This is a genomic window from Bacillus sp. OTU530, assembly GCF_038440375.1.
The window spans coordinates 151,091-171,970 of the sequence record NZ_JASATP010000009.1 but is presented as its reverse complement, the minus strand read 5'-3'; the positions used below and the strand labels follow the sequence as shown (position 1 = coordinate 171,970).

Sequence of the window (20,880 nt, the reverse complement as noted above, 5' to 3'; positions counted from 1 at the left end):
AGTTTTCTTTTTGGCCTCTCAATACTGTATTAAGTGCTAGATTTATGTTGAAAAGGTTCTCAGAGTCAAGCCATTTGTCTGGAATGATTAGATGGGAGCAGTTGTTACTGTTTAAATAACTATAAATAATCTGCGCTTCATCGATTTCATCTCTGCTAACAGCAATCGATGAATTTAGATCATTGCTTTTGAAATACGTTAAAATGTTTGTTTTTATTTCTTCACTGAGCTGTTCAATATAGCTGCTTTCTAGTGAATATTTGTGACTAAAAAGCACATTAGTCCTCTTAATGAGAAAAAGTTTAATAGTAGAATCGGTTAAGGGATCGATGGTGACGATATTGTGGTTTCCTTCTGTGAATTCTATAACCTTTTCTTTAGATAATAGGGAGTTTACTGCACTTATATTGTCTCTATATTTTGAAGCAGCTTCAAAATCATACTTCTCAGAAGCAGCTACCATCATTTGCTCCATGTCTTCGAGAATACTCATGTCAGTGCCTGTCAGCAAAGCGATCATTTTGTCTATTATCTCATTGTACTGTTTCACTGCAGAACCCCCAAGGCATCTGCCAATGCACAAACCTAAAGAATAATTCAAGCATGCGGTATTCTTTCGAGAAGGATTACTGCAATTTATTTTAAAGCATTCTTTTACACCTTGAATTGCTCTTTCCACTGTGCTCTTGCTTGTAAATGGGCCGAAATAAAGTTTGCCATCATTTTCAATGGGGCTATAAGTCATCTCAATGTCGCGATAATCCTCGTTCATGTTGATGGCGATATAGGTAAAGGATTGTGGGTTTTTCATCATTCTGTTATATGTTGGCTTTAATTCCTTGATTAATTTACATTCCAGCATAAAAGCCTCAAATTCTGTATCTGTAAGTATATAGTCAAAATCTTTTAAGTGATTTATAAGCTTTTTAACCTTTGGAGAATGGCTTTTTGAGTCTCGAAAATAAGATTGAACTCTATTCTTTAAATTTTTAGCCTTTCCCACATAAATGATCTGGCCAAGTGAATCTTTCATAAGATAAACTCCAGGGGATAAGGACAGGTTTTTTACCTTTTCTTGTAGATTAATGTTAGTTCATCCCTTTGCTAAGATAATATGTTATCTATTATTTTATCACGACATTGGATTAAGATACATTTCGATAGGGTTTTAGTTTGATAGCTATAGGACGGAACCCTTACATAGATCTCTAACCTCAAAGGAAGCGGGAGATCCTGGTTTCTTGTCTACATATTTTTGTATACTAGGTGAGGTGTTTTAAGGGGTGTACAAAGATAACATACTTGAACTGAATAGGAGGGAATACACATGGCAGAACCACTTAAAGCTATATATAATAAGGAATTTCTTTACCAATTTGCCAGGAAGGTCAGGGAGGCGTATAGTGCTTTCGATATTGAGGGATTTGTTGCGGCTGTTTTAGGTAATGATTGGGATATTTTAGAATTGAAAGCCAGAATACGTCGGATAAGTGTATCTCTTGGAAAGTACCTGCCTCAGAAATACGAAGAGGCATTGAACGTTTTATTTAAAATTGATGAGGAATGCACAGGATTTCCTTATCTGTTCTTTCCTGACTTTGTGGAAGTGTACGGGCAAAATCAGGAACATTGGGAGCTTTCTATGAAAGCTTTGGAACGGTTTACGCAGAGGTCATCAGCTGAGTTTGCTATAAGGCCATTCCTCATCCGCGATCCAGAGAGAATGATGCGTCAGATGAATGCTTGGGCGCAGCATCCTAATGGGCATGTTCGAAGGCTTGCAAGTGAGGGATGCAGACCAAGTCTTCCTTGGGGGCAAGCATTGCCGCAATTTAAGGAAGATCCCGCTCCAATTCTTCCTGTACTTGAGCAATTAAAAACAGATTCATCACTTTATGTTCGCAAAAGTGTTGCCAATAATCTAAATGACATCTCAAAAACACATCCGGAATTGGTTATCCAAATTGCCTTGGATTGGTATGGAAAGCATGCATATACAGACTGGATTGTAAAGCATGCCTGCCGTACTTTGTTGAAAAAAGGGGATAGGCGGGTGTTGTCTATTTTTGGTTACAAGGATGATGAATCCATTCAATTCCTGCAGTTCACTTGTAGTCCTGATCGTATTTCAATTGGAGAAGAGATTTCCTTCTCATTTCAGGTCAAATCTGAAAAGCATACTAAAATAAGGATTGAATATGCAATTGATTATGTTAAATCTAAAGGGCATAGGAGCAAAAAAGTATTTCAGATAACGGAAACGGAAATAAAAAGCGGGGAGACTAAATCTTATTCAAGAAAACATTCCTTTAAAGATTTGACTACCAGGAAACATTACGAAGGAGTTCATTCACTATCCATTATTATTAATGGTGCAGTAAGAAACTCATTTGATTTTATGGTGAGGTAAGCAAATTCTTTTTGCTTTTTTAGTAGAAAATGTAGAAGTTGATTCATATGTATGATCGTTACCAAAAGCCATTACTTGTCGTGGAAAACGGTCTTGGAGCCGACGGCAAAGTAGAAGAGGCTTAGATACTATTACAATCATAAACAGATTAAGAAAAAAGGCATAAGTCCGGTTCAATACCGACTTATGCCCAGAAAGCTGCCTAGCCTTCATGTTTAACTTTTTGGCTTCAGTTCACCATATAAGTAGTGGCTGTGATAGGTGATATACTAGAAGTTCCTAGCTCAGCCTGATGGATGTTAAAGCGTTTACAATAGACTGTATCATCCAGCACCAATTAGTTCCTATAAAGCCTTAAAATTATCCTCTATTTGTTCTAAGGACAATCCTCTTGTCTCAGGTAAGTATTTTGCTATAAAAATGATTCCTCCAATACCAAACGCAGCAAATAAGAAGAATGTTGCTGAAAGTCCGATTCCTTCTAGAAGAACTGGAAAGAATAATCCTACTAAGAAGTTGCAAATCCATAAACATAAAACAGCCGTACCCATACCCATACCACGTAAGCGTGCAGGGAATATTTCGGATAATGTCAGCCATGTCATGGGACCAATAGCTCCTTGAAAGAAAGCTAAATATAGGATTGTCATTGATAATACTATATATGGTAACATTGGAGATTCGGAAAGCGTTAGCGTAGCAATCCCGATCGCAATAAGCGCAATTGTTGCACCTATTAAACCTGTCAAAAACATTGTCCGTCTATTCACTTTGTGCATGATGGACATCCCAACAATAACTGCAATAACAGAAATTACTCCGTTTGCTACGTTTCCAATCAATGCTGTTTTTGTGCCAAAACCAGAATTTTGCAGAATTTGTGTTCCATAGTACATGATAGAGTTTATCCCTACTAATTGCGAGATAGCTCCAATTCCCGCACCGAGAATGACAATGCGTCGAATCCATGGTGTATTCAAATCCTTAAATTTTACTCTTGCTATTTTTTTCTCTTCTGAAATACGTGTTTTAATCGTTTTCAATTCTTGTTCAGCGATACTTTCGCTGCGAATCTGTTTAAGTACTTTCAGTGCTTCAGCCATTCTTCCTTTAGATGCTAACCAACGAGGACTTTCAGGCAGAATCAATACTCCAATCCAAAGCGCTACAGCCGGTAATGAGGCAATCACTAACATATAACGCCATACATGTCCTGCTTCTCCGAAAACATTTCCAATCACTGCATTACATACGTAAGCAAGAAATTGGCCCGTAACGATCATTAATTCATTTTGAGTAACCAATCTACCACGCCGTTCTGAAGGTGACATTTCGGCAAGATAAGATGGAACGATTACAGAGGCACCACCGACAGCAAGTCCTAATAGAAAACGGAAAATAACCAATATATTTGTATTTGGTGCGATGGAGCAACCAAGTGCAGAAAGGAAAAATAAAATCGCCAGATACATAATAGCTTTTCGATGCCCTCTAGTATCCGATAAGCGCCCGCCGAATATGGAACCAAAAGCAGCACCTAATACTAAAGAACTTGCTACTAAACCTTCCGTGAAAGGGTTTAAATTTAATTGGTCAGGTCTAGCCATAAATGGAAGCGCACCGTTAATAACCCCTGTATCATACCCAAATAATAGCCCGCCAAAAGTGGATACAATGGTGATTAGTTTCAAAAACTTTCTAGGGTCCTTTTTCTTATCATATTCCAGTTCAACTGAATTATCAGTATTCCTGATACTTTCCATGTTAAACTACCCCTTTCTGTTAGTAATGCATGTATTGTTACATTTAAAAGAATTTTACGAAATGAACGCTTTATCCAAAATATTTTTCCTGCTTATATTAGCTGCTTACTGAAGAATGTCCTCCAGATAAAATCTTTTGTAACATTCTAATTTCGCCATCTAATTTTCGGCACATTGTTAATTCTGGACTAGTACTTTCTTTATTCATTGATACATCGTTTATATTCCGACGATATTCATGTATACTCTTTGTTAGATCTAGTGCTTTTTTCAATAGCATTGCCCTGAACACCTTTCTAGCATTTATGAAATTTATAAGGACTCTTTACCAAATAACACTATTTTTAATAGCCATCATTTTAGATTCAGAGTTGCTGAGAGCCTCTCGAACAGGCTCTCAGCAGTCTCTCAAACAGCAATGATCAATCCATGCCGATTCTTGTTAAATATTCTCTTGTTCTTTTCGCAATTGGGAATGGTTTCTCAAAAGGCGCAGGATACATATCCTGTTCCACGATGGCCCAACCGCTAAAGTCGATATCCTCTAATACTTTCACGAAGGCTGTCATATCCACAACACCTAGCTCAGGCTCGCACATGATATCCTCACTTACCGCTTTCGCAAAGGACCAGTTCTCTTCTTGCATTTTTTCTCTTACCTTTAGATCACAGCTTTTCAAGTGAAGATACGGAATTCGTTTGTGATGCTTTCTCATAAAGGCAACCGGATCTCCATCTGCATACGCATGATGGCCTGTATCTAGGCAGAGATTAATATCCGTATCCTGCAAGAGTTTTTCAATTTGCTCTTCTGTTTCAATATGGCTTTGGGCATGTGGGTGAAATACCACTTCTAAACCATAATTGGCTTTCGCGTGATCCCGTATTTTTAGGATATTAGTGATAAACTTGTCCCACTCAGCATCGTTTAGAAATTGTGGTCTTACCAATTCACCGGTAAACAGATCGGTATAGCAATCGTCAATTAAAACCACGTATTTTGCACTGTCAAATCGTAATTGAAGCACGGCCATCTCATCGAGTAAAGCAATCAGTTCCTCTGTCTTACGATCGGATGTAAGATCGCCCACAAGCGTTGTTGCGGTTAACTCAAGATTTCGTTTCTCAAGTTCTTCCTTTAATCTATCGTATTCATTAGGAAGGTATCCCCATGGGCCGAGTTCAATCCCTGCATATCCAGACTCAGCCATTTCATTCATACATCTTTCCCAAGGTGTTTGTTTTTCGTTTTCTGGAAACCATACTCCCCAAGAATCTGGTGCTGTACCAACTTTGATGTTCATATTCTCTCTCCTCGCTTAAATAATTTCTACAGGTTTCTTTTCTACTTCTACCCATTGCTTTTCTGCGGCAGATTCTAAGATAGCGTCTACAGTTCTGTCAATTTTCCAGCCGAACTCAAAATCACATGCGTATGGTGTACCTGCTGTAATAGCAGAAAGCAATTCATGTGCCTCTAACACTTTCATGTCATTGTATCCGATTGCAATTCCGGATGCAGGATAGAAGGCGCTGTATCCTTTATGATCAGGTCCAAGAAATACATTTCTGAAACCTCTGTCAGCACTGTCATCGGACGTAAAGTAGACATTTACTTCGTTCATTCTTTCTAGGGAATAGTAGACAGAACCCTCAGTGCCCTGAATTTCAAATGCTAGATAATTTTTACGTCCTGTCGCAACGCGGCTTGCCCCAATCGTGCCGACTGCTCCATTTTCATATTCGGCAAGAATTGTGATCAAGTCATCATTTTCTACATCAGCAAGCTCGGAGGAACCCGCTTGTTTTGGTCTTTGAGGGATCACAATCTTGGATAAAGCGTTTACACTGCTGATATCACCAAGGATAAACTGGGAAATGCTAAGTAGGTGAGAACCAAGGTCACCAAGCGCACCGCTTCCGGAATGTTTATTAATATGACGCCATGTGATTGGCAATGTTGGATCTAGCAATCCATCCTGATCGTACGTTCCAGAGAATCTCATAATTTTGCCGAGTTTTCCAGAAGAAACAAGTTCTTTAATATAAGCGTTTGCAGGATTCATAACATTGTTATACCCAACATAATTCACAACGCCCTTTTGTTTAGCAAGTGCACCTAATTCTTTTGATTGCTCTGCAGAAAGGGTAAGTGGTTTTTCACAATACACGTGTTTGCCGTTTTCCAAAGCTGCTTTTGCAACCTCATAGTGGAAAGCATTCGGTGTAGCAATATCGACAACATCAACCTGTGGATCTGTAACAACTTCTTGCCAGTTCTCAGCCCATCTTGAGAATCCAAACTTTTCGCATGCCAGCTTGGCTGCCTCAACATTTACATCAGCTACAACTTCAAAAACAGGTTTTCCAGACTCAGGTCCAAATAACATTAGAGCGTTTGCAAAAGAGTTAGTATGAGCTTTCCCCATCCATCCAGCACCAACAAGTCCTATTCTTACTTCTTTCATATGTCTCTCTCCTTTTAGTTTTACTATTGTTTATTGCTTTTCTCTATTTCATTTTAGTACAGGTAAAATGCAATTACACTAAGTTATGTTGCTTATTTACTTAATAATATTGCTTTTAATATTTCCTGAGGTAGCGTTTTCAAAAATTTGCTGGCATAGCAATCAATCGTGTTTCCTTCTGAAGCAAAGGCAGGCTATAGGTGCATTCATTGGTCTTTGCCTTCCGCAGTCTAGCGACTCGCTTATCTCATTCAGGACCGTACTGATGGACAGCGCATAATGATTGTATGAGCGATAAATAGTCTGCTTCTTCTATTATTTCGACTCAATCACGAAACTAAGGATTTATATAGGTACTTAGGTTAGTCTGACAATCGTCTTCTGAATAACTAAAGTATTTATTGGAAACAGTAATGTACATATAAGCGGTGCCTCTAATTAAAAGGAGATAACATTAGAGACTTTACTATCAGTACTACGGGTGGCTAGTTATGTTAATCGTCTGTTTTACTAATACATATTCCAATCTTTGTTATGAGAATAAGAAACAAGTGTATGTACTTAAAGGAGGGAAGATCTATTAACCCCTCTTATATATCTGTTAATGGGCGGGGCTAATAGGTTGGAATAATCAATGAAAGGTGATGTAGGTGTTCAAAAAATTTCGTTTTTATTTAAAGAATGAAAAAAAAAGCATCACATCCACACAACCAAAACAAAAAGTCGATTGTTTCTCCCATACCATTCATACGGATCTAGATAGTAACATGAAAATAGTCAAAGAAAGATTAGGAACCAATGATGATATTGTCTTCAGAGAATTTCAAGGATTTGTACTGAAACCAATAAAAATCTTTATTTGTTATATGTCAGGCTTAGTTGATGATAAATATATTGGCCATAACATTTTAAAGCCTTTGATGGAAGCGAATTTTACAAATGAACATATGCTGGAACCGTTTGAAAACGTACTTCAAATCGTCAAGGATAACATTTTAAATGTTAGTAGTTTGAACGAGATACAATCAATGCAAGACGCATTATACGGCGTGTTATCCGGGCAAACTATGGTATTTATACACGGATGCAGTGCGGCGTTATCTATTGAAACACAGGGATTTGAATCAAGAAGTGTTACGGAACCAGATACTGAGGTTACTGTAAGAGGACCTCGCGAAGGATTTACGGAAAATATTGAGGTGAATACAGCCTTAATTCGAAGAAAAATTATCAATCCCAATCTTACATTTGAAAAACTAACACTTGGGAAGGAAACGCATACTAAAATTCGCATTGGTTACATAAAAGGCGTTGCGAATCCAAAAGTGATAGAAGAGGTCAAAGAAAGATTAAAACGGATTGAGCTGGATTCCATTTTAGAATCTGGCTATATTGAACAACTTATTGAAGATCATCCTTACTCGCTCTTTGCCACGATTGGGAACAGTGAAAAGCCGGATCTTGTTGCAGCGAAAATGCTTGAAGGAAGGGTTGCTATTCTTTGTAACGGTACTCCCTTTGTTTTAACTGTTCCACATCTTTTTATTGAAAATATACAAGTAAGTGAAGACCATTATTCCCGACCCTATCTTTCATCCTTGATGCGTTTATTAAGGATTGTTTCTTTATTTCTAACCATAAATATACCTGCAATCTATGTGGCTTTGACAAGCTATCATCAAGCTATGATTCCGAGTATTTTAGTAACTAAGATTGCCTCTGCAGAAGAAAAAGTACCATTCCCAGTCATTCTTGAAGTCATTATGATAGGTGTGGCTTTTGAATTGCTCAGAGAAGCTGGCATTCGCATGCCAAGAGCGGTTGGATCCGCTACTACGATTGTTGGAACTTTAATCATTGGTCAGGCTGCAGTTGAAGCAGGTTTTTTAAGTGCACCGATAGTGATTATTATGGCGTTTACGGGGATTTCTGGTATGGTCATTCCACCGTTAAATGACATTATTGTTTTTTCACGGTTGGTATTAGTATTCTTAGCGGGAGTGTTGGGGTTTTATGGGATTTTGATTGGCAGCATTCTTTTTATTGCCCATATGACTTCTTTACAATCTTTTGGTTCGCCTTATTTAGCCCCATTAGCGCCTACAATCTGGGGTGATTGGAAAGATGTTATCATTAGAGCCCCTTTACAGCTAACAAAGAAAAAGCCTTAATCGACTGAACAGTTGAATGATCATTTAACCGAAAAGGTTCTTGGTGGAGGGATACGATTGAAGCGCGTCGGTTTCATTTTATGTTCTTTGTTTTTGCTGACAGGGTGTTGGGACAAACAAGAAATTAAAAAGCTTGGATTTGTTCTGGCAATTGGCATTGATAAAGGGCCTAAAGGAGATATTTTAGTGACAGCCCAAGTGGTGAATCCCGAAGTGGCTCAAGGGGAAGGTTCAATAGAGAAATCTTCCGTTAAACTGGTGAGAAATAAAGGAAAAACCGTTTTTCAGGCCATTCGGAAAATGCTTCAAGAATTTGATCGAAAAAACCATTATGCTCATAATAAGGTTATTGTAATTAGTGACGACCTTGCCAAAGAAGGATTGCTGCCCATCCTAGATTCTTTAAAGCGGGGAGGAGAAGTTCGCGGATACGTTTGGCTTTGTATTGCTAAAGGTGTAAAGGCGAGGGAGGTTTTGGGGGTGAAACCGGAAGGAGTTGAAACGATACAAGCTAATTATTTAAAAGGAATCATTGAAAATCAAAAATTTAATTATAGTTCCGCTAATTTAACGATACTGGAGTTTTATAAGAAGGTTTTGGGAACGGGTATTTATCCTGTTGCAGGTTCCTTTCAAATGATCCAAAAAAATAGTTATCCTGTAGAAGAAAACTCTAAAACAAAAACAGATTATATTAAGCTCTCTGGTGGAGCTGTTTTTAGAAAGGATACGTTAGTTGGTTATTTGAATGAAACCGAGACACGTGGATATAATTGGATAGCTGGAAAGGTTAACAGCGGAATTATTGTACTCCCTTCCTTAATTGAGAAAGGAAAATCGGCATCTATTGAAATCATCAAAGCAAGCGCGAAAATTAAACCTGTTTTAAAAGAAAACAGGATATCTTTTATAATTGATATTCATGAAAAGGCCGTGATTGTGGAAGAACAGGGGAGAGGCCAACTCAAGTCTTCTAAAGAAAGATTCCGGTATTTCAGAAACATGGAACAAGAGAATGAGAAGCTTGTTAGAAAAGAAGTTATGCAAGCAGTGAATAAAGCTAAAAAGCTCCGGTCCGATTTTTTAGGGCTTGGCAGCGCTCTTAATAAAAAATACCCTGCGAAATGGAATGAAACGAAAAAAGAATGGGATGCACAGCTTTCGGATATTCAAGTGATTGTAAAGGTTGACGTGACGATCAGAGGAGCTAGAGAAATGAAGGGTCCTTTTTAAAGCTCAGTAATATAAAATACTACTTTAGTGATTTGAACCGAAATGAATCAATTGAAAAATAATGGCCGGCATGGAGAATAAAGAAATGAAACAGATTACAAAAAATCAGCTTTTTTGCCTCATTTTACTATATGAAATAGGAAGCACAACACTGTTTTTATTGGGGGATCGTGCAAAGCAAGATTCGTGGATCGTTATTTTTCTTGCTATGCTGATTGGGTTTATTTTACTTTGGGTATATACGGAAATAACCAAACATTTTCCTGAAGATCATTTGGCTGAAGTTATCAATATTTTATTGGGAAAATGGATTGCAAAACCTTTGATTTTTTTGTATGCAGGATACCTATTTTATGAAGCATGTTTAAATTTCTTTGAATTCGGAGAAATCATGAGAATTACATCCCTTATGAATACCCCGCCATTTATTATAGGCGGAGTTTTCATAGTGACGGTCATTTATATGCTGCTAATTGGGCAACAGGTTGTACCCCGAACGGCTGAGATGCTATTGCCAGCTTTTTTATTTTTTCTTCTGACATCTCTCGTTTTAAGTGTAATCTCTCAGCATTTTGATATTACTCAACTACAACCGATTTTAAGAAATGGCATGACTCCGATTTTAAAAGCACTCCCTCAGGTAACAATTTTTCCATTCGGTGAAATAGTCGTTTTTCTTTTTTTATGGAAATTTGTAGCTGAAAAGAAGTCTATTCGATTCACATCTTTTTTAGCATTTAGTTTAGCTGGAATTATCATTATGCTTTCTCAAATTACTATTATTTCTGTATTGGGTACGGGCCTAGCAGCAAACTCTGTGGTCCCTTTGCTGGAAGTTATTTTATCCATTAATCTAGGGGACATTATCATGAATCTTGATGTTTTTCTTATTGCTATCCTTTTTATGGGCGGTCTTTTTAAAATGATTATTAACTTCTATGGAGCTGTGTTAGCTTTATCGTATCTCTTCAATGTGAAGAATCAAAAATTCATGATTATTTTGGTTGGTATATGTATAATTGGATATTCATTTTTTCATCTCAAAACTCTCCCGCATCAGCGGGCGATAACAGAAGGAGCAGCGGCGCTATGGCCGTACACTATGATGATATACCAAATAATACCTGTATATATCTTGATTATAATTATTTTAAACAAAAAAATAACCAATTAATAACCACAAGGAGAGTGGTAAAAATGATCTTACAGAAACTACAAGATCCTGGGTTCATAGTGAGTATTCTATTCATTGGGGGGATTGTATATTTATTCATACTGAACAGTATCGCTTTTTATAAGTTATTATCATTTGCAATAAAAAGGATGAGAAATTAAATGTATTACTCAGATGAGTCAAACTTCAATAGAATGAACGTTATACTCATCAAGCGGGGCAAGTCTTAGGAACATTTTTACCTCTAGTGAGAGAGGACATAACTTTGAATCCATTTTACAATATAGTGTGCCTCTGCTTCCTTTTGGTGTATTTCTGCATAAGCAAGTGTTCCCTCTACCAGTTGCAAGGCTTTGTGAATAGGCAAGGATACTTGAATGGGTAGTTGCGTATCAGCTTGCCCATTTTGTTGTCTATATTCTCTGGAAGATCCTATACTATTTTCGCCAATATGTACATTAGCTATAAGATTAAGCATGGTAGTTCTTGAAGAACATTCTTCAGATAGATAGTAGAAAATGCCGGGGAATAGTTGAAATACAAGAACTTCAGCATATGCTCTTACCTTAGAAAATGCCCAAATTTCCTTATGAGAATCTTCAAAATCAGAGAAGGAAAGAATAAGTTTCTTTGCAGGATTCGGATGTTGGCTCTCCATTTTTCGTAGTGTGTTCAAAATCCCGCTAAAATCTTGTTTTTCTACCTCTTCTTCAGAAATATCATATAACACTAGGGTATCCTGTTGCATATGCACCTCCAGATTATTCGTTGTTTAAATCATTCCCAAAATTGTTCGTGTGTAGATAGCTCCCCAGTTAGCCTATAAATTCCTTTTAAGACTTTACTTGCGGTCTGTTTTCTTGGATAACATGTTGTATCCAGGCATAATCGACTAACGATAGACATTTTTTATAACTGCATTTATTTCCTTTTTTGTTTATAGAAAGTATATAGATTTTTTGCATCGTCTTCTGACAATGAAATCCAATTAATATACTTGATTTCTATCCCAAATTCATGATAAATGCGCTGTATGTACCGCTCTACTTGCAATTTTTCCTTCTGCAGAGCTTCTTTTTTCAATTCTCTCTTTCGCGTATTGTATAAAAGTTTCATTTGCTACTATCTCCTCTTGTTCTATGTATTTTTATTGATTTTATAAAAGAAAACGTTAATAAGGGTTACCAATTTACAGCGAAATATACATAGGGACCTCCCATTCCTCAGGTGTTTTATTCTCAATCATCCACGTTGGATCACTGAAAAGCTGCTTGAATATTCTCATAATGTCGATGAAACGAAGCGTATGCATCTATTCGCCCAGTGGATCATACGCCCGCGTATTTTGCTCTCTCCCATAATCGTCAAAAGGGTCTTCGGCAAAGTCATGTTTTTTGTAAGTGGGTATATGTCTTTTGAGTATGTCCGCTTCTCTAGCATTTAAACAGTAGATATTTCCAGTATTTACTTAAAAATATCCATACTATAATGGCAGGATAACATTTCATAGCAACCGAATAACAGATAGAGGAAGGGAAGGGAGGGATGGAGCCAACGTATTGGAGTAAAGAGAAGTATCTAAGTTTCTACAAGTTGGATAGCACGGTTAAGGAAGTATTGTTTAACATTCAAGGAATCTAGGTATCGTTTGTGGCATAAATAATTCTAGCATTCTTTATAATAAAGACGTTCTGTTATTACAAAGACTCATGCAGCCGTAGAATAGAAGCGTTCTAGGCACTCTCTGCGGGCGAGGTTGTTCGGGAAGTAGGGAATCTATGAAAATGGAGGATAGGTATGGGCATTCTTATATTTGTTTTACTGCTAGTCATCTTAGTTGTTGTTACTTGTGATTTTCGTAATACGAAACGCGACGACGCTGGAGTTCTATACAATCTTTACTTTGATAAAGATGGTTTTCCTATCTGGGAAGAGTTAAAGAAAGGCAGTTCAACAAGAGAGAAAGATAACAGGATAATGACTAAAGCTAAAAATAAATCAGTATTATAAGGCAGTTTCCTACATACATTGAATCCTGCTAATGGTGTGTTGGGTACAAAAACCTCAAAACCATCGCAATATCGACACTATTATTTTACAAGGATGTGTGATGGAAACAAAAACGGAAAACACTATTCTTTCTGCAGCATGACAAGAAAAGATAGTGTTTTTGCGTTTGGGATAATGAATTATCTGAATTTCATAGACATGTGGTGGAACTACTCCGATTTTCCTTTTTTCAAATCGATACAAAGCTACCTAGCAGATTTTACCGAAAGGATACCCTTGCTTCAATTACATGCGGGAAGGATCCTAATCATAAGTAAGATGAAGAGCATGTTAATTAATCAAGCATACAAGTTGCGTTTATACCTAAATAGGGAAATCGGTCTTTTAGTTTTCTATAATATTATTATGTTAACTGAAGGTGGGATGTATGAATAGGATTAAAAAACAATTTCACCAATATGTATGTTGGAAGAAAGTAATGATTAAAGGAATAGGGGATATATAATTTGTATTTGGAGGTAGAACGCAAAGAATTTCATTGACCGTATTTAAATTATTAAAATTTAGATAAAAAATATTATTTTAAAAAACAGCTAAAGGACGGCTCCATGCAAGTCAACGGGAACTGTATTATTTTAAAAAAGGGGGGATCGCCATGAATTCCATACAGAAAAAAGACATACGGGTATCAATTATGAAAATATGGTCTGGGATGTAAAGCTATTGCAAGCATGTGAGTGTTTTGCACCAGCCCCCTTAATTTTAATGACAATCTAATCATATTAAACGATGGTTTTGATAATTTCAATTACTGTATATTTAGATTAAAAACAAAAATATCATTAAACACTGTAGGGAAGGACGTTTGGGTAAGATATTTTTAAAATTTACAAAAAATACAACAAATTAACAATTTTAATAAGGCTCATTAATATTACATTTGCAAAAACAGTTTAATATTTAAATGTCATAATAGATTATAAGGGGAGTTGATAGGCAGTGAGGTTTCAATTAAAGAAGAAATCTATTCCATTGTTAGCAACAACAGTACTTACCACTACAGCTTTAACGGCACAGGCTTTTTACGGAGATATCCAAAACTCCAAAGCTGAAGAAAAGTCAAAGAAAGATAGAGCTTGGCTTGCTGGTGATCATCATGTACATAGCGAATGGAGTGTCGGCTGGGACAATTCTACAAACCCTCCAACTCCTATCCAGGGTGGAGATGCTATTTACCCAACTGTAAAAAATGCTGAAAATGCTAGGAAGTATGGGCTTGATTGGATGGTTACAACGGATCATGGCGGTCCTAACCATTCTAAAGTGAATTTAGAACAAGCATACCCTGAGCTAATTAAGTCTCGCCAGGCAGTTCCGGAGGTTCTTCAGTTCTACGGAATGGAATTTGATACGCCTGCCGCTGATCATAGTTCACTCATCATTCCTAAGAATGACAATGAGTCACAGACACTCTACGACATTGAAAGTCAATTTAATAAGCGTGAGCCATATCCAAATGACGGAACGCGGGATACTGAATCTAATATGATTGCTGCATTGAACTATATGAAAGAATTGGACGAGCCTCCAGTACTGTTTGCGAACCACCCAGCACGTTCCGCAACGGGCTATGGACAATGGGGGCAAGATACACCGCAGGAATTTCGTAACTGGAACGATACAGCACCTAATGTGTCCGTTGGCATGGAAGGCGCTCCGGGTCATCAGGCAGGTGCTATAAATCAAGACGGATCTATTGACTCGAATGGTACTCGTGGCGGATACGGAAATGCTGCAACTATGGGTGGATTTGATCAAATGACCGCTCAGGTTGGCGGTTTATGGGATTCTATGTTAGGGGAAGGAAGACACTGGTGGGTAACATCCACATCCGACTCCCATGTTAACTGGCGAGATGGAGGAAGTGATTTTTGGCCGGGGGAATACTCTAAAACTTACGTAAAAGCAGAAAAAGATTACCAAGATATTATGGATGGCCTGCGCAACGGTCGCATTTTTATCACAACAGGTGATTTGGTCTCTGAACTAGATATAAAGGCGTTTGCAGTTGGCAACGGAAAAGGGAACGGTAATACAGCAGCTATTGGGGAAACAATTTCTTTACCAGGTAAGAAGTCCGATGTGGAAGTGACTATTCGACTTCGTGATCCAAATGCTAACAATGCTCATGGTGATAATCCAAAGGTAAAACGCGTGGATCTAATCGTTGGTGAAGTAACTGGACAAGTTTCTGATCGTTCAACAGCTACCAATCCGACAACAAAAGTAGTAAAACGTTTCTACGAAGGTGATTGGAAGCAAGACGGTGAATATATTACGATCTCATACACATTAAAGAACGTAGATAAAGATTCATACATTCGTGTACGTGGAACAAACACTGACCAATTAGAGCCAGAAGTAGATCCTCGCGGTGAGAATCCTTGGACGGATCTTTGGTTTTACTCTAATCCAATCTTTGTGAAGGCTAATAAATAGATTAGAAGAGACAGAAATTTGGCGAGGAGTGTAGTAGCTTCTCGTCTTTGAATTATATTCCGTATACATCGGGGAAGGAAACTATAAGAAGGGGTTTGGGTATAATGAAAAAACAATGGATCCCCATTTTGCTTATTTTGCTTACATTTCATTATTTCTTTTCTTCATCAGCATCTGCACATACAAATAACAGTGAAGGCTTTTCAACTATCGAAGTGAAGGGGAAGACACTTCAGTACGAACTGAAGCTGGACCTTACTGAATTAGGGCATGCGATGAATAAAGAAATAAGTCAACAACAATCAATTAACTCGGATGTCCTACAGAAATATCTAAATTCTCATATAAAGCTGTATGCAGATGGTGTTCTGATTGAAGGAATCGTGAAAAAAACAGATGTGGAGACGATAAAGGATAGGCAGTTTGGTGTGATGAATTTGACTTATGAAATGGACCATGCGCCTGGAAGGCTTGTCCTCAATTATAATATATTCTTTGATGATTCTGATCCCAGCCATGCCAATTTTGTAACAGTTAAAATGAATGGAAAACAACAAGAAAAAATTCTTTCATATGAGGCAAGAGAGTTAGAAGTTGGAGAAATGGGCTTTCTACAAAACGCGAAACAGTTTTTGCTGCTTGGATTAGAACATATTTTTACCGGTTATGATCATATTTTGTTCGTCATTAGTTTGCTTTTCGGTGCAAAAACAATACGCCATATTTTCTCTCTGGTTACTGCCTTTACAATTGCACATAGTATCACACTGGCACTTGCGACCTTACAAATCGTGCAGTTGCCAAGTAAATTAATTGAATCGGCCATTGCATTAAGCATTATTTATGTCGCACTTATTAACATATTTGATCAAAATTCCAAGCATCAGCCCTGGATTGCTTTTTGTTTTGGACTCATCCACGGATTTGGATTCGCAGGAATTTTATCAGAAATGCGATTAGATGAAAGTCACATGGTAACTTCACTTTTATCTTTCAATATTGGAATCGAGATCGGGCAATTATTAATTGTATCACTAGTGTTTCCGTTAATACGACTGATTAAGAAAATAAGGCCGGCTAACTGGTTAATCCAAGGAACCTCTGTGGGGATTTTAGCGTTTGGGCTGTTATGGTTTTTCCAGCGAGCTTTTTAATGATACAACCTGTCAGGATTCTTATTTGTCCAAGCTATTAATGTGGTTGTAATAGCTTAATAAGGGTTTAACAGAAAGATCCTTTCCAAACGGGATAAAAATCTCTTATCGAAGCTTAAGAAACTAATTTAAGTATTGAATTTAAACGTTAGAATAAAAACCCTTTTTGTTGAGCAATTTTAACAAAAAGGGTTTTTATTTCACTGTAAGAAAGTATAAATTTCCAGCGAGAAGCGAATTTGATGTGGTCGGAAATTTTAAGAATACAGTATAAGTTGTCTTCGCCCAAGAACAGGGCTTGTCAATCGGCGAGCTTTCTTTAAGGGAGGGTAACATAAAGGGATTTCGAAAGTCTAAATAGGTTAAATCTCTCTAGATATTAACGAAAGTGTTTTCTTTACAACGTTAATAACACACTTTTTGTCAATAACTTGATATTCATATATCTATATATCATTCATTTGATTGTTTTTAGTCTACTAATATGTTCTTTTATTATGCTGTTACTACGTGAAAGATAGCATGTTGCTGTGATTACTTTTATATCTCACCAATGAAGACAACAAAAGCGATTTCTGCACAAGTTAATTCTCTTGTTGAGGTTGATGTCTTTCTATCTATTCTTATAATTTGGGAGTATTTTAAATTTAATTCACTCATCATTAGTAATAAACGAAAATAAACAAAAATTAATTAAATAAAAACGAAAACAAATGTTGAATAACGATAAAATTAGTATTAAAATGAAAATAGTTAATTAACTATTTAATAACGAATCAATATTTTGGATTACTTAAGTATCGATATAATGTTTATTTCATCAAATAGATTTTCTCTAGAAAGAAATTTTTTAACATAATGAAAACGCAAACAAAATGTGCTAATAGAAAGGAAGACGATTTATGAGTTTTCAAGGATATGATAAGAATTTTAATATTACGGACCAAGTAGCTATTGTAACAGGTGGAGCAAGTGGAATTGGAAAGGCCGTAGCAGAATTATACTTAGAAAAAGGTGCAAAAGTTGCTGTTTTTGACCTGAAAGATGATGTGAAAGATGTAGCTAAGGAATTGAGTGCAGAAAATGTCATCGGCGTACAATGTGATGTTACTAATAATGAGAGTATGGACAGGGCAATCCAGACAGTTAGAGAATACTTTGGTAAGATTGATATTCTAGTAAACTGTGCTGGTATTGCCTTACTCGATGATGCAGAAAATATTTCTGATGCTTACTGGCAAAAAACGATTGATCTTAATTTAACTGGATCATTTAAAATGTGTCAGAAAGTCGGAAGTATCATGATTGAGCAAGGAAATGGCGGAAACATTATCAACTTAGCTTCTCAAGCAGCACTTATTGCCTTAGATAATCATGTGGCTTATGCTGCAAGTAAAGCTGGGATTCTTGGAATGACTAAAGTGCTTGCTTATGAATGGGCCCAATTCGATATTAAAGTAAATGCTATCTCACCTACTGTTATTTTAACTGAATTAGGAAAAAAAGCTTGGGCTGGAGAAAAAGGTGAAAAAGCGAAAAAAGAAATTCCACTTGGACGCTTTGGATACCCTGAAGAAGTTGCAGCTATTGCCTTATTCCTGTCTTGTGATGCAACGAACTTCATTACGGGTGAAAATATTGTAGTTGATGGTGGTAATACGATTAAATAGTGGGCATAAAATCAACATATCCTAGAGGTATAGCATGTATTGCTGTACCTCTAGGATATGTTGTTTGTCCCTGATAATAGATCTAAAAAAAATGTATGCCCGCTGGAATCAAGGTTGATTATCAAGAGAATTATTATGTTTTCGTTCCACGCTGGGCCTATGGGATTCCAGCTACCATGAACAGGATTGTAATGAACAATGGAAAGCCATTATTAGAGGCATTTCCAAGCTGGGAGTGGAATATAGTCGGTAACGTGAATGTTTTTCAATCCGTCTTAGTTTTCAACTGTAGAGCTATGCTTACCGGATAAGAACAAGTAATTTATTATCCTTAAAAATGGGGTGATACTGTGAATAAGACATATGATGTCATCATTACAGGCGCTAGGTGTGCTGGTTCCACCCTGGCTATTAATCTTGCTAAGGCAGGCTTTCATGTGCTGTTAGTAGACCGTTCGACTTTTCCAAGCGACACATTATCTACACATACTTTTTTCAATAACACTGTCGCTCTTCTTCGAGAGATGGGTGTTATAGACAAGTTATTGGCAACAAATGTACAACCGGTACGGGATATCAAGTTTCAGTTTGAAGATACCGTGATAGAAGGTCCTATGCCTAAGGTTGATGGAGAGGAGAACTGTTATTGTATTAGAAGAACGCATCTTGACTATATCTTGCTCGAACACGCCAAAGCTCAAAAGAATGTAACTGTTATCGAAGGGTTTCGTGTGACAGATGTTATCCGTGATGACGAGACAATTATAGGTGTGAAAGGTGTAGATAGCCATAACAAGAAACAAGAGTTTTTAGCTCGCCTGGTAGTTGGAGCAGACGGTCGATCCTCCATTATTCGTAAGTTAGTAAAAAGCGAACGCAAAATCAGTATTCCGGCATCAGTTGGTATCTATTTCGGATATTTCTCCGGATTTCTTCACGATAATGTTCCTAAATTTGAGGTATATAAGATAAAGGATAATACGGCTATTCTCTTTCCGACAAATGATAGTTTATATGTTATTATTGGGATTTTTTCGTTAGATAATAAGGCATTGATAGAAGGATTAAAATCAAATCCGGAAAGTTGCCTACGTAAGCTTTTAACAAATCACTTTCCAAACACAACGATTGGTGCACGCTTACAAAATGCAGAACTAGTAGAACCAATCAAAGGGATTCTCGGATATGATAACTATTGGTATGAAGGAATGGGAAAAGGATGGGCGTTGGTTGGGGATGCGGTTTGTTTTAAAGACCCTGGCATGGCGCAGGGTATCCATGATGCTATATATGGAGCACGTATATTGTCCAATATTTTATCAATATATAAGGGACAATCCAATCTATGGAAGCAAATGTCTGAAGAATATCAAAAAGCAATAGAAGCTGAGTTTATGGTTCGTTTTCATATGGGATGCCAATTTTCCAAGAATGAGCCCGTATCTGAACAACAAGATGCTGTCAACAAGCTAATCAGTTCCCATCCTTTGGCGATAGAGAAACTTTTAGGGATTTATAATTATGCAAATGAGCCCGTTGCTTTAGAAGAAGAGCTCGCACGAATTATGCGGTCAAGCTCATAATGAGTGTTAGAGATTGATTGGGAAAATAGGTTGTTAGAACATAGAACAGCGATATTCTAGTGATGTAAGGTTAGTGGTTCAGTCTGTTCTGGTGCAAAAAATCATTAAAGCTTGGACATACTACTCCACAAACGGTGTGTGATCAGTATGTTCAAGCTTTAGAAATGAATGGAAATTATTTTAGGTTTTTTGCACCAGAATCATTAATTTTAATGGCAGCGTAATTCAATCAAACAACATTTATACCTACAGCAACGTTTTTCCCTCACATGTGCACTAAAATGTTTTTTCTTTCAATTTTGACTTCTTGATTCATTTTGCATGCCTTATCAGCTGCTTCTGCAATCTCTAGTGCTCTTAAAGCATCTAGCGCTGTGCACGCTGGAGTGGATTTATTCAGTACGGACTCAACAAAATGTTCCATTTCAATGACGAAGGACTCCTTAAATCTAGTTTGGTATTCATGAACAATATGATGACTATTCTTTCCATCTGGAGTTAGGATTTTAATATCATTTTTCCTTAATGATCCAATTTGGATGGTCCCTTCAGTACCGATTACTTTAGCGCGAATATCATACCCATATCCTGCATTTCGACTTGTTTCGATATGAATTAATTAAAAAGAAAACGTTGACAACTTATTTTAATCATGTTAGATTGTACTCATCAACTAAACACAATATTTAACTTGAATATTCGAGTTATTTTAGGATTGTTACTGGTTAAGCAGGCAAAACCTAAA

Annotated in this window: 16 protein-coding genes and 1 pseudogene; 10 read left to right on the top strand and 7 right to left on the bottom strand. The window is 37.0% G+C overall.

Annotated elements, in window-relative coordinates:
- Positions 1–1,033 (bottom strand): GIY-YIG nuclease family protein (locus tag AAHB12_RS09560; protein ID WP_342045138.1); only part of this gene is annotated, 1,033 nt, incomplete at its 3' end.
- A gap of 294 nt (positions 1,034–1,327) precedes the next feature.
- Here AAHB12_RS09560 and AAHB12_RS09555 point away from each other — a divergent pair.
- Positions 1,328–2,410 carry a DNA alkylation repair protein gene (locus AAHB12_RS09555; RefSeq protein WP_342045137.1) on the top strand — a complete coding sequence of 361 codons (1,083 nt, stop codon included), beginning with the start codon at positions 1,328–1,330 and terminating at the stop codon, positions 2,408–2,410.
- 344 nt (positions 2,411–2,754) lie between these two features.
- Here the strand turns inward: AAHB12_RS09555 and AAHB12_RS09550 are convergent, their stop codons facing one another.
- The 3 genes from AAHB12_RS09550 to AAHB12_RS09540 form a co-directional block, all read right to left on the bottom strand.
- On the bottom strand, positions 2,755–4,173 hold the full coding sequence (locus AAHB12_RS09550; protein ID WP_342045136.1) for a sugar porter family MFS transporter: 1,419 nt from the start codon (positions 4,171–4,173) through the stop codon (positions 2,755–2,757).
- 422 nt (positions 4,174–4,595) lie between these two features.
- Positions 4,596–5,477: a sugar phosphate isomerase/epimerase family protein gene (locus AAHB12_RS09545; RefSeq protein ID WP_342045135.1), complete on the bottom strand. Its 882-nt coding sequence runs from the start codon at positions 5,475–5,477 to the stop codon at positions 4,596–4,598.
- A gap of 15 nt (positions 5,478–5,492) precedes the next feature.
- A complete protein-coding gene (locus AAHB12_RS09540) occupies positions 5,493–6,641 on the bottom strand; it encodes a Gfo/Idh/MocA family protein (RefSeq protein ID WP_342045134.1) in 1,149 nt (382 codons plus the stop codon).
- Between the two features lie 650 nt (positions 6,642–7,291).
- On the opposite strand from AAHB12_RS09540, the gene AAHB12_RS09535 reads away from it, so the two are divergent.
- The 3 genes from AAHB12_RS09535 to AAHB12_RS09525 all read left to right on the top strand — a co-directional run bounded on the left by AAHB12_RS09535 (position 7,292) and on the right by AAHB12_RS09525 (position 11,219).
- Entirely contained in the window at positions 7,292–8,812 is a 1,521-nt protein-coding gene (locus tag AAHB12_RS09535) for a spore germination protein (protein ID WP_342045133.1), read from the top strand.
- 57 nt (positions 8,813–8,869) lie between these two features.
- Complete coding sequence (locus tag AAHB12_RS09530) at positions 8,870–10,045, top strand: Ger(x)C family spore germination protein (protein ID WP_342045132.1); 1,176 nt, start codon at positions 8,870–8,872, stop codon at positions 10,043–10,045.
- An 85-nt stretch (positions 10,046–10,130) separates the two neighbouring features.
- A complete protein-coding gene (locus AAHB12_RS09525; protein WP_342045131.1) occupies positions 10,131–11,219 on the top strand; it encodes a GerAB/ArcD/ProY family transporter in 1,089 nt (362 codons plus the stop codon).
- A gap of 244 nt (positions 11,220–11,463) precedes the next feature.
- Here the strand turns inward: AAHB12_RS09525 and AAHB12_RS09520 are convergent, their stop codons facing one another.
- Together AAHB12_RS09520 and AAHB12_RS09515 are read right to left on the bottom strand one after the other, a co-directional pair.
- The gene (locus AAHB12_RS09520) at positions 11,464–11,949 is read right to left on the bottom strand and encodes a hypothetical protein (RefSeq protein ID WP_342045130.1); all 486 of its coding nucleotides are present in this window, start codon (positions 11,947–11,949) and stop codon (positions 11,464–11,466) included.
- Between the two features lie 191 nt (positions 11,950–12,140).
- A complete protein-coding gene (locus tag AAHB12_RS09515; protein ID WP_342045129.1) occupies positions 12,141–12,335 on the bottom strand; it encodes a hypothetical protein in 195 nt (64 codons plus the stop codon).
- A gap of 681 nt (positions 12,336–13,016) precedes the next feature.
- Here AAHB12_RS09515 and AAHB12_RS09510 point away from each other — a divergent pair.
- From AAHB12_RS09510 to AAHB12_RS09485, 6 genes and pseudogenes are all read left to right on the top strand, one after another.
- Positions 13,017–13,229 (top strand): hypothetical protein, encoded by a 213-nt coding sequence (locus AAHB12_RS09510; protein WP_129731730.1) that lies wholly within the window; start codon positions 13,017–13,019, stop codon positions 13,227–13,229.
- Positions 13,230–14,228: 999 nt separating this feature from the next.
- Positions 14,229–15,728 (top strand): phosphoesterase, encoded by a 1,500-nt coding sequence (locus tag AAHB12_RS09505; RefSeq protein ID WP_342045128.1) that lies wholly within the window; start codon positions 14,229–14,231, stop codon positions 15,726–15,728.
- 104 nt (positions 15,729–15,832) lie between these two features.
- Complete coding sequence (locus tag AAHB12_RS09500; protein ID WP_342045127.1) at positions 15,833–16,882, top strand: HupE/UreJ family protein; 1,050 nt, start codon at positions 15,833–15,835, stop codon at positions 16,880–16,882.
- Positions 16,883–17,784: 902 nt separating this feature from the next.
- Complete coding sequence (locus AAHB12_RS09495; protein WP_342045126.1) at positions 17,785–18,552, top strand: SDR family oxidoreductase; 768 nt, start codon at positions 17,785–17,787, stop codon at positions 18,550–18,552.
- Positions 18,553–18,638: 86 nt separating this feature from the next.
- Positions 18,639–18,830 (top strand): annotated as a pseudogene (locus AAHB12_RS09490) (L-dopachrome tautomerase-related protein); the annotation flags it as partial.
- A gap of 72 nt (positions 18,831–18,902) precedes the next feature.
- The gene (locus AAHB12_RS09485; protein ID WP_342045125.1) at positions 18,903–20,135 is read left to right on the top strand and encodes an NAD(P)/FAD-dependent oxidoreductase; all 1,233 of its coding nucleotides are present in this window, start codon (positions 18,903–18,905) and stop codon (positions 20,133–20,135) included.
- Positions 20,136–20,400: 265 nt separating this feature from the next.
- On the opposite strand, the gene AAHB12_RS09480 is transcribed toward AAHB12_RS09485, so the two are convergent.
- Positions 20,401–20,745 carry a Gfo/Idh/MocA family oxidoreductase gene (locus AAHB12_RS09480; RefSeq protein WP_342045145.1) on the bottom strand — a complete coding sequence of 115 codons (345 nt, stop codon included), beginning with the start codon at positions 20,743–20,745 and terminating at the stop codon, positions 20,401–20,403.
- Positions 20,746–20,880: the final 135 nt, after the last annotated feature.

What these genes read in the sequence shown, in the direction of transcription:
- AAHB12_RS09555 (WP_342045137.1), top strand. Translation starts at nt 1,328, where the DNA reads ATGGCAGAACCACTTAAAGCTATATATAATAAGGAATTTCTTTACCAA.
- AAHB12_RS09515 (WP_342045129.1), bottom strand. Translation starts at nt 12,335, where the DNA reads ATGAAACTTTTATACAATACGCGAAAGAGAGAATTGAAAAAAGAAGCT.
- AAHB12_RS09540 (WP_342045134.1), bottom strand. Translation starts at nt 6,641, where the DNA reads ATGAAAGAAGTAAGAATAGGACTTGTTGGTGCTGGATGGATGGGGAAA.
- AAHB12_RS09510 (WP_129731730.1), top strand. Translation starts at nt 13,017, where the DNA reads ATGGGCATTCTTATATTTGTTTTACTGCTAGTCATCTTAGTTGTTGTT.
- AAHB12_RS09550 (WP_342045136.1), bottom strand. Translation starts at nt 4,173, where the DNA reads ATGGAAAGTATCAGGAATACTGATAATTCAGTTGAACTGGAATATGAT.
- AAHB12_RS09500 (WP_342045127.1), top strand. Translation starts at nt 15,833, where the DNA reads ATGAAAAAACAATGGATCCCCATTTTGCTTATTTTGCTTACATTTCAT.
- AAHB12_RS09525 (WP_342045131.1), top strand. Translation starts at nt 10,131, where the DNA reads ATGAAACAGATTACAAAAAATCAGCTTTTTTGCCTCATTTTACTATAT.
- AAHB12_RS09495 (WP_342045126.1), top strand. Translation starts at nt 17,785, where the DNA reads ATGAGTTTTCAAGGATATGATAAGAATTTTAATATTACGGACCAAGTA.
- AAHB12_RS09545 (WP_342045135.1), bottom strand. Translation starts at nt 5,477, where the DNA reads ATGAACATCAAAGTTGGTACAGCACCAGATTCTTGGGGAGTATGGTTT.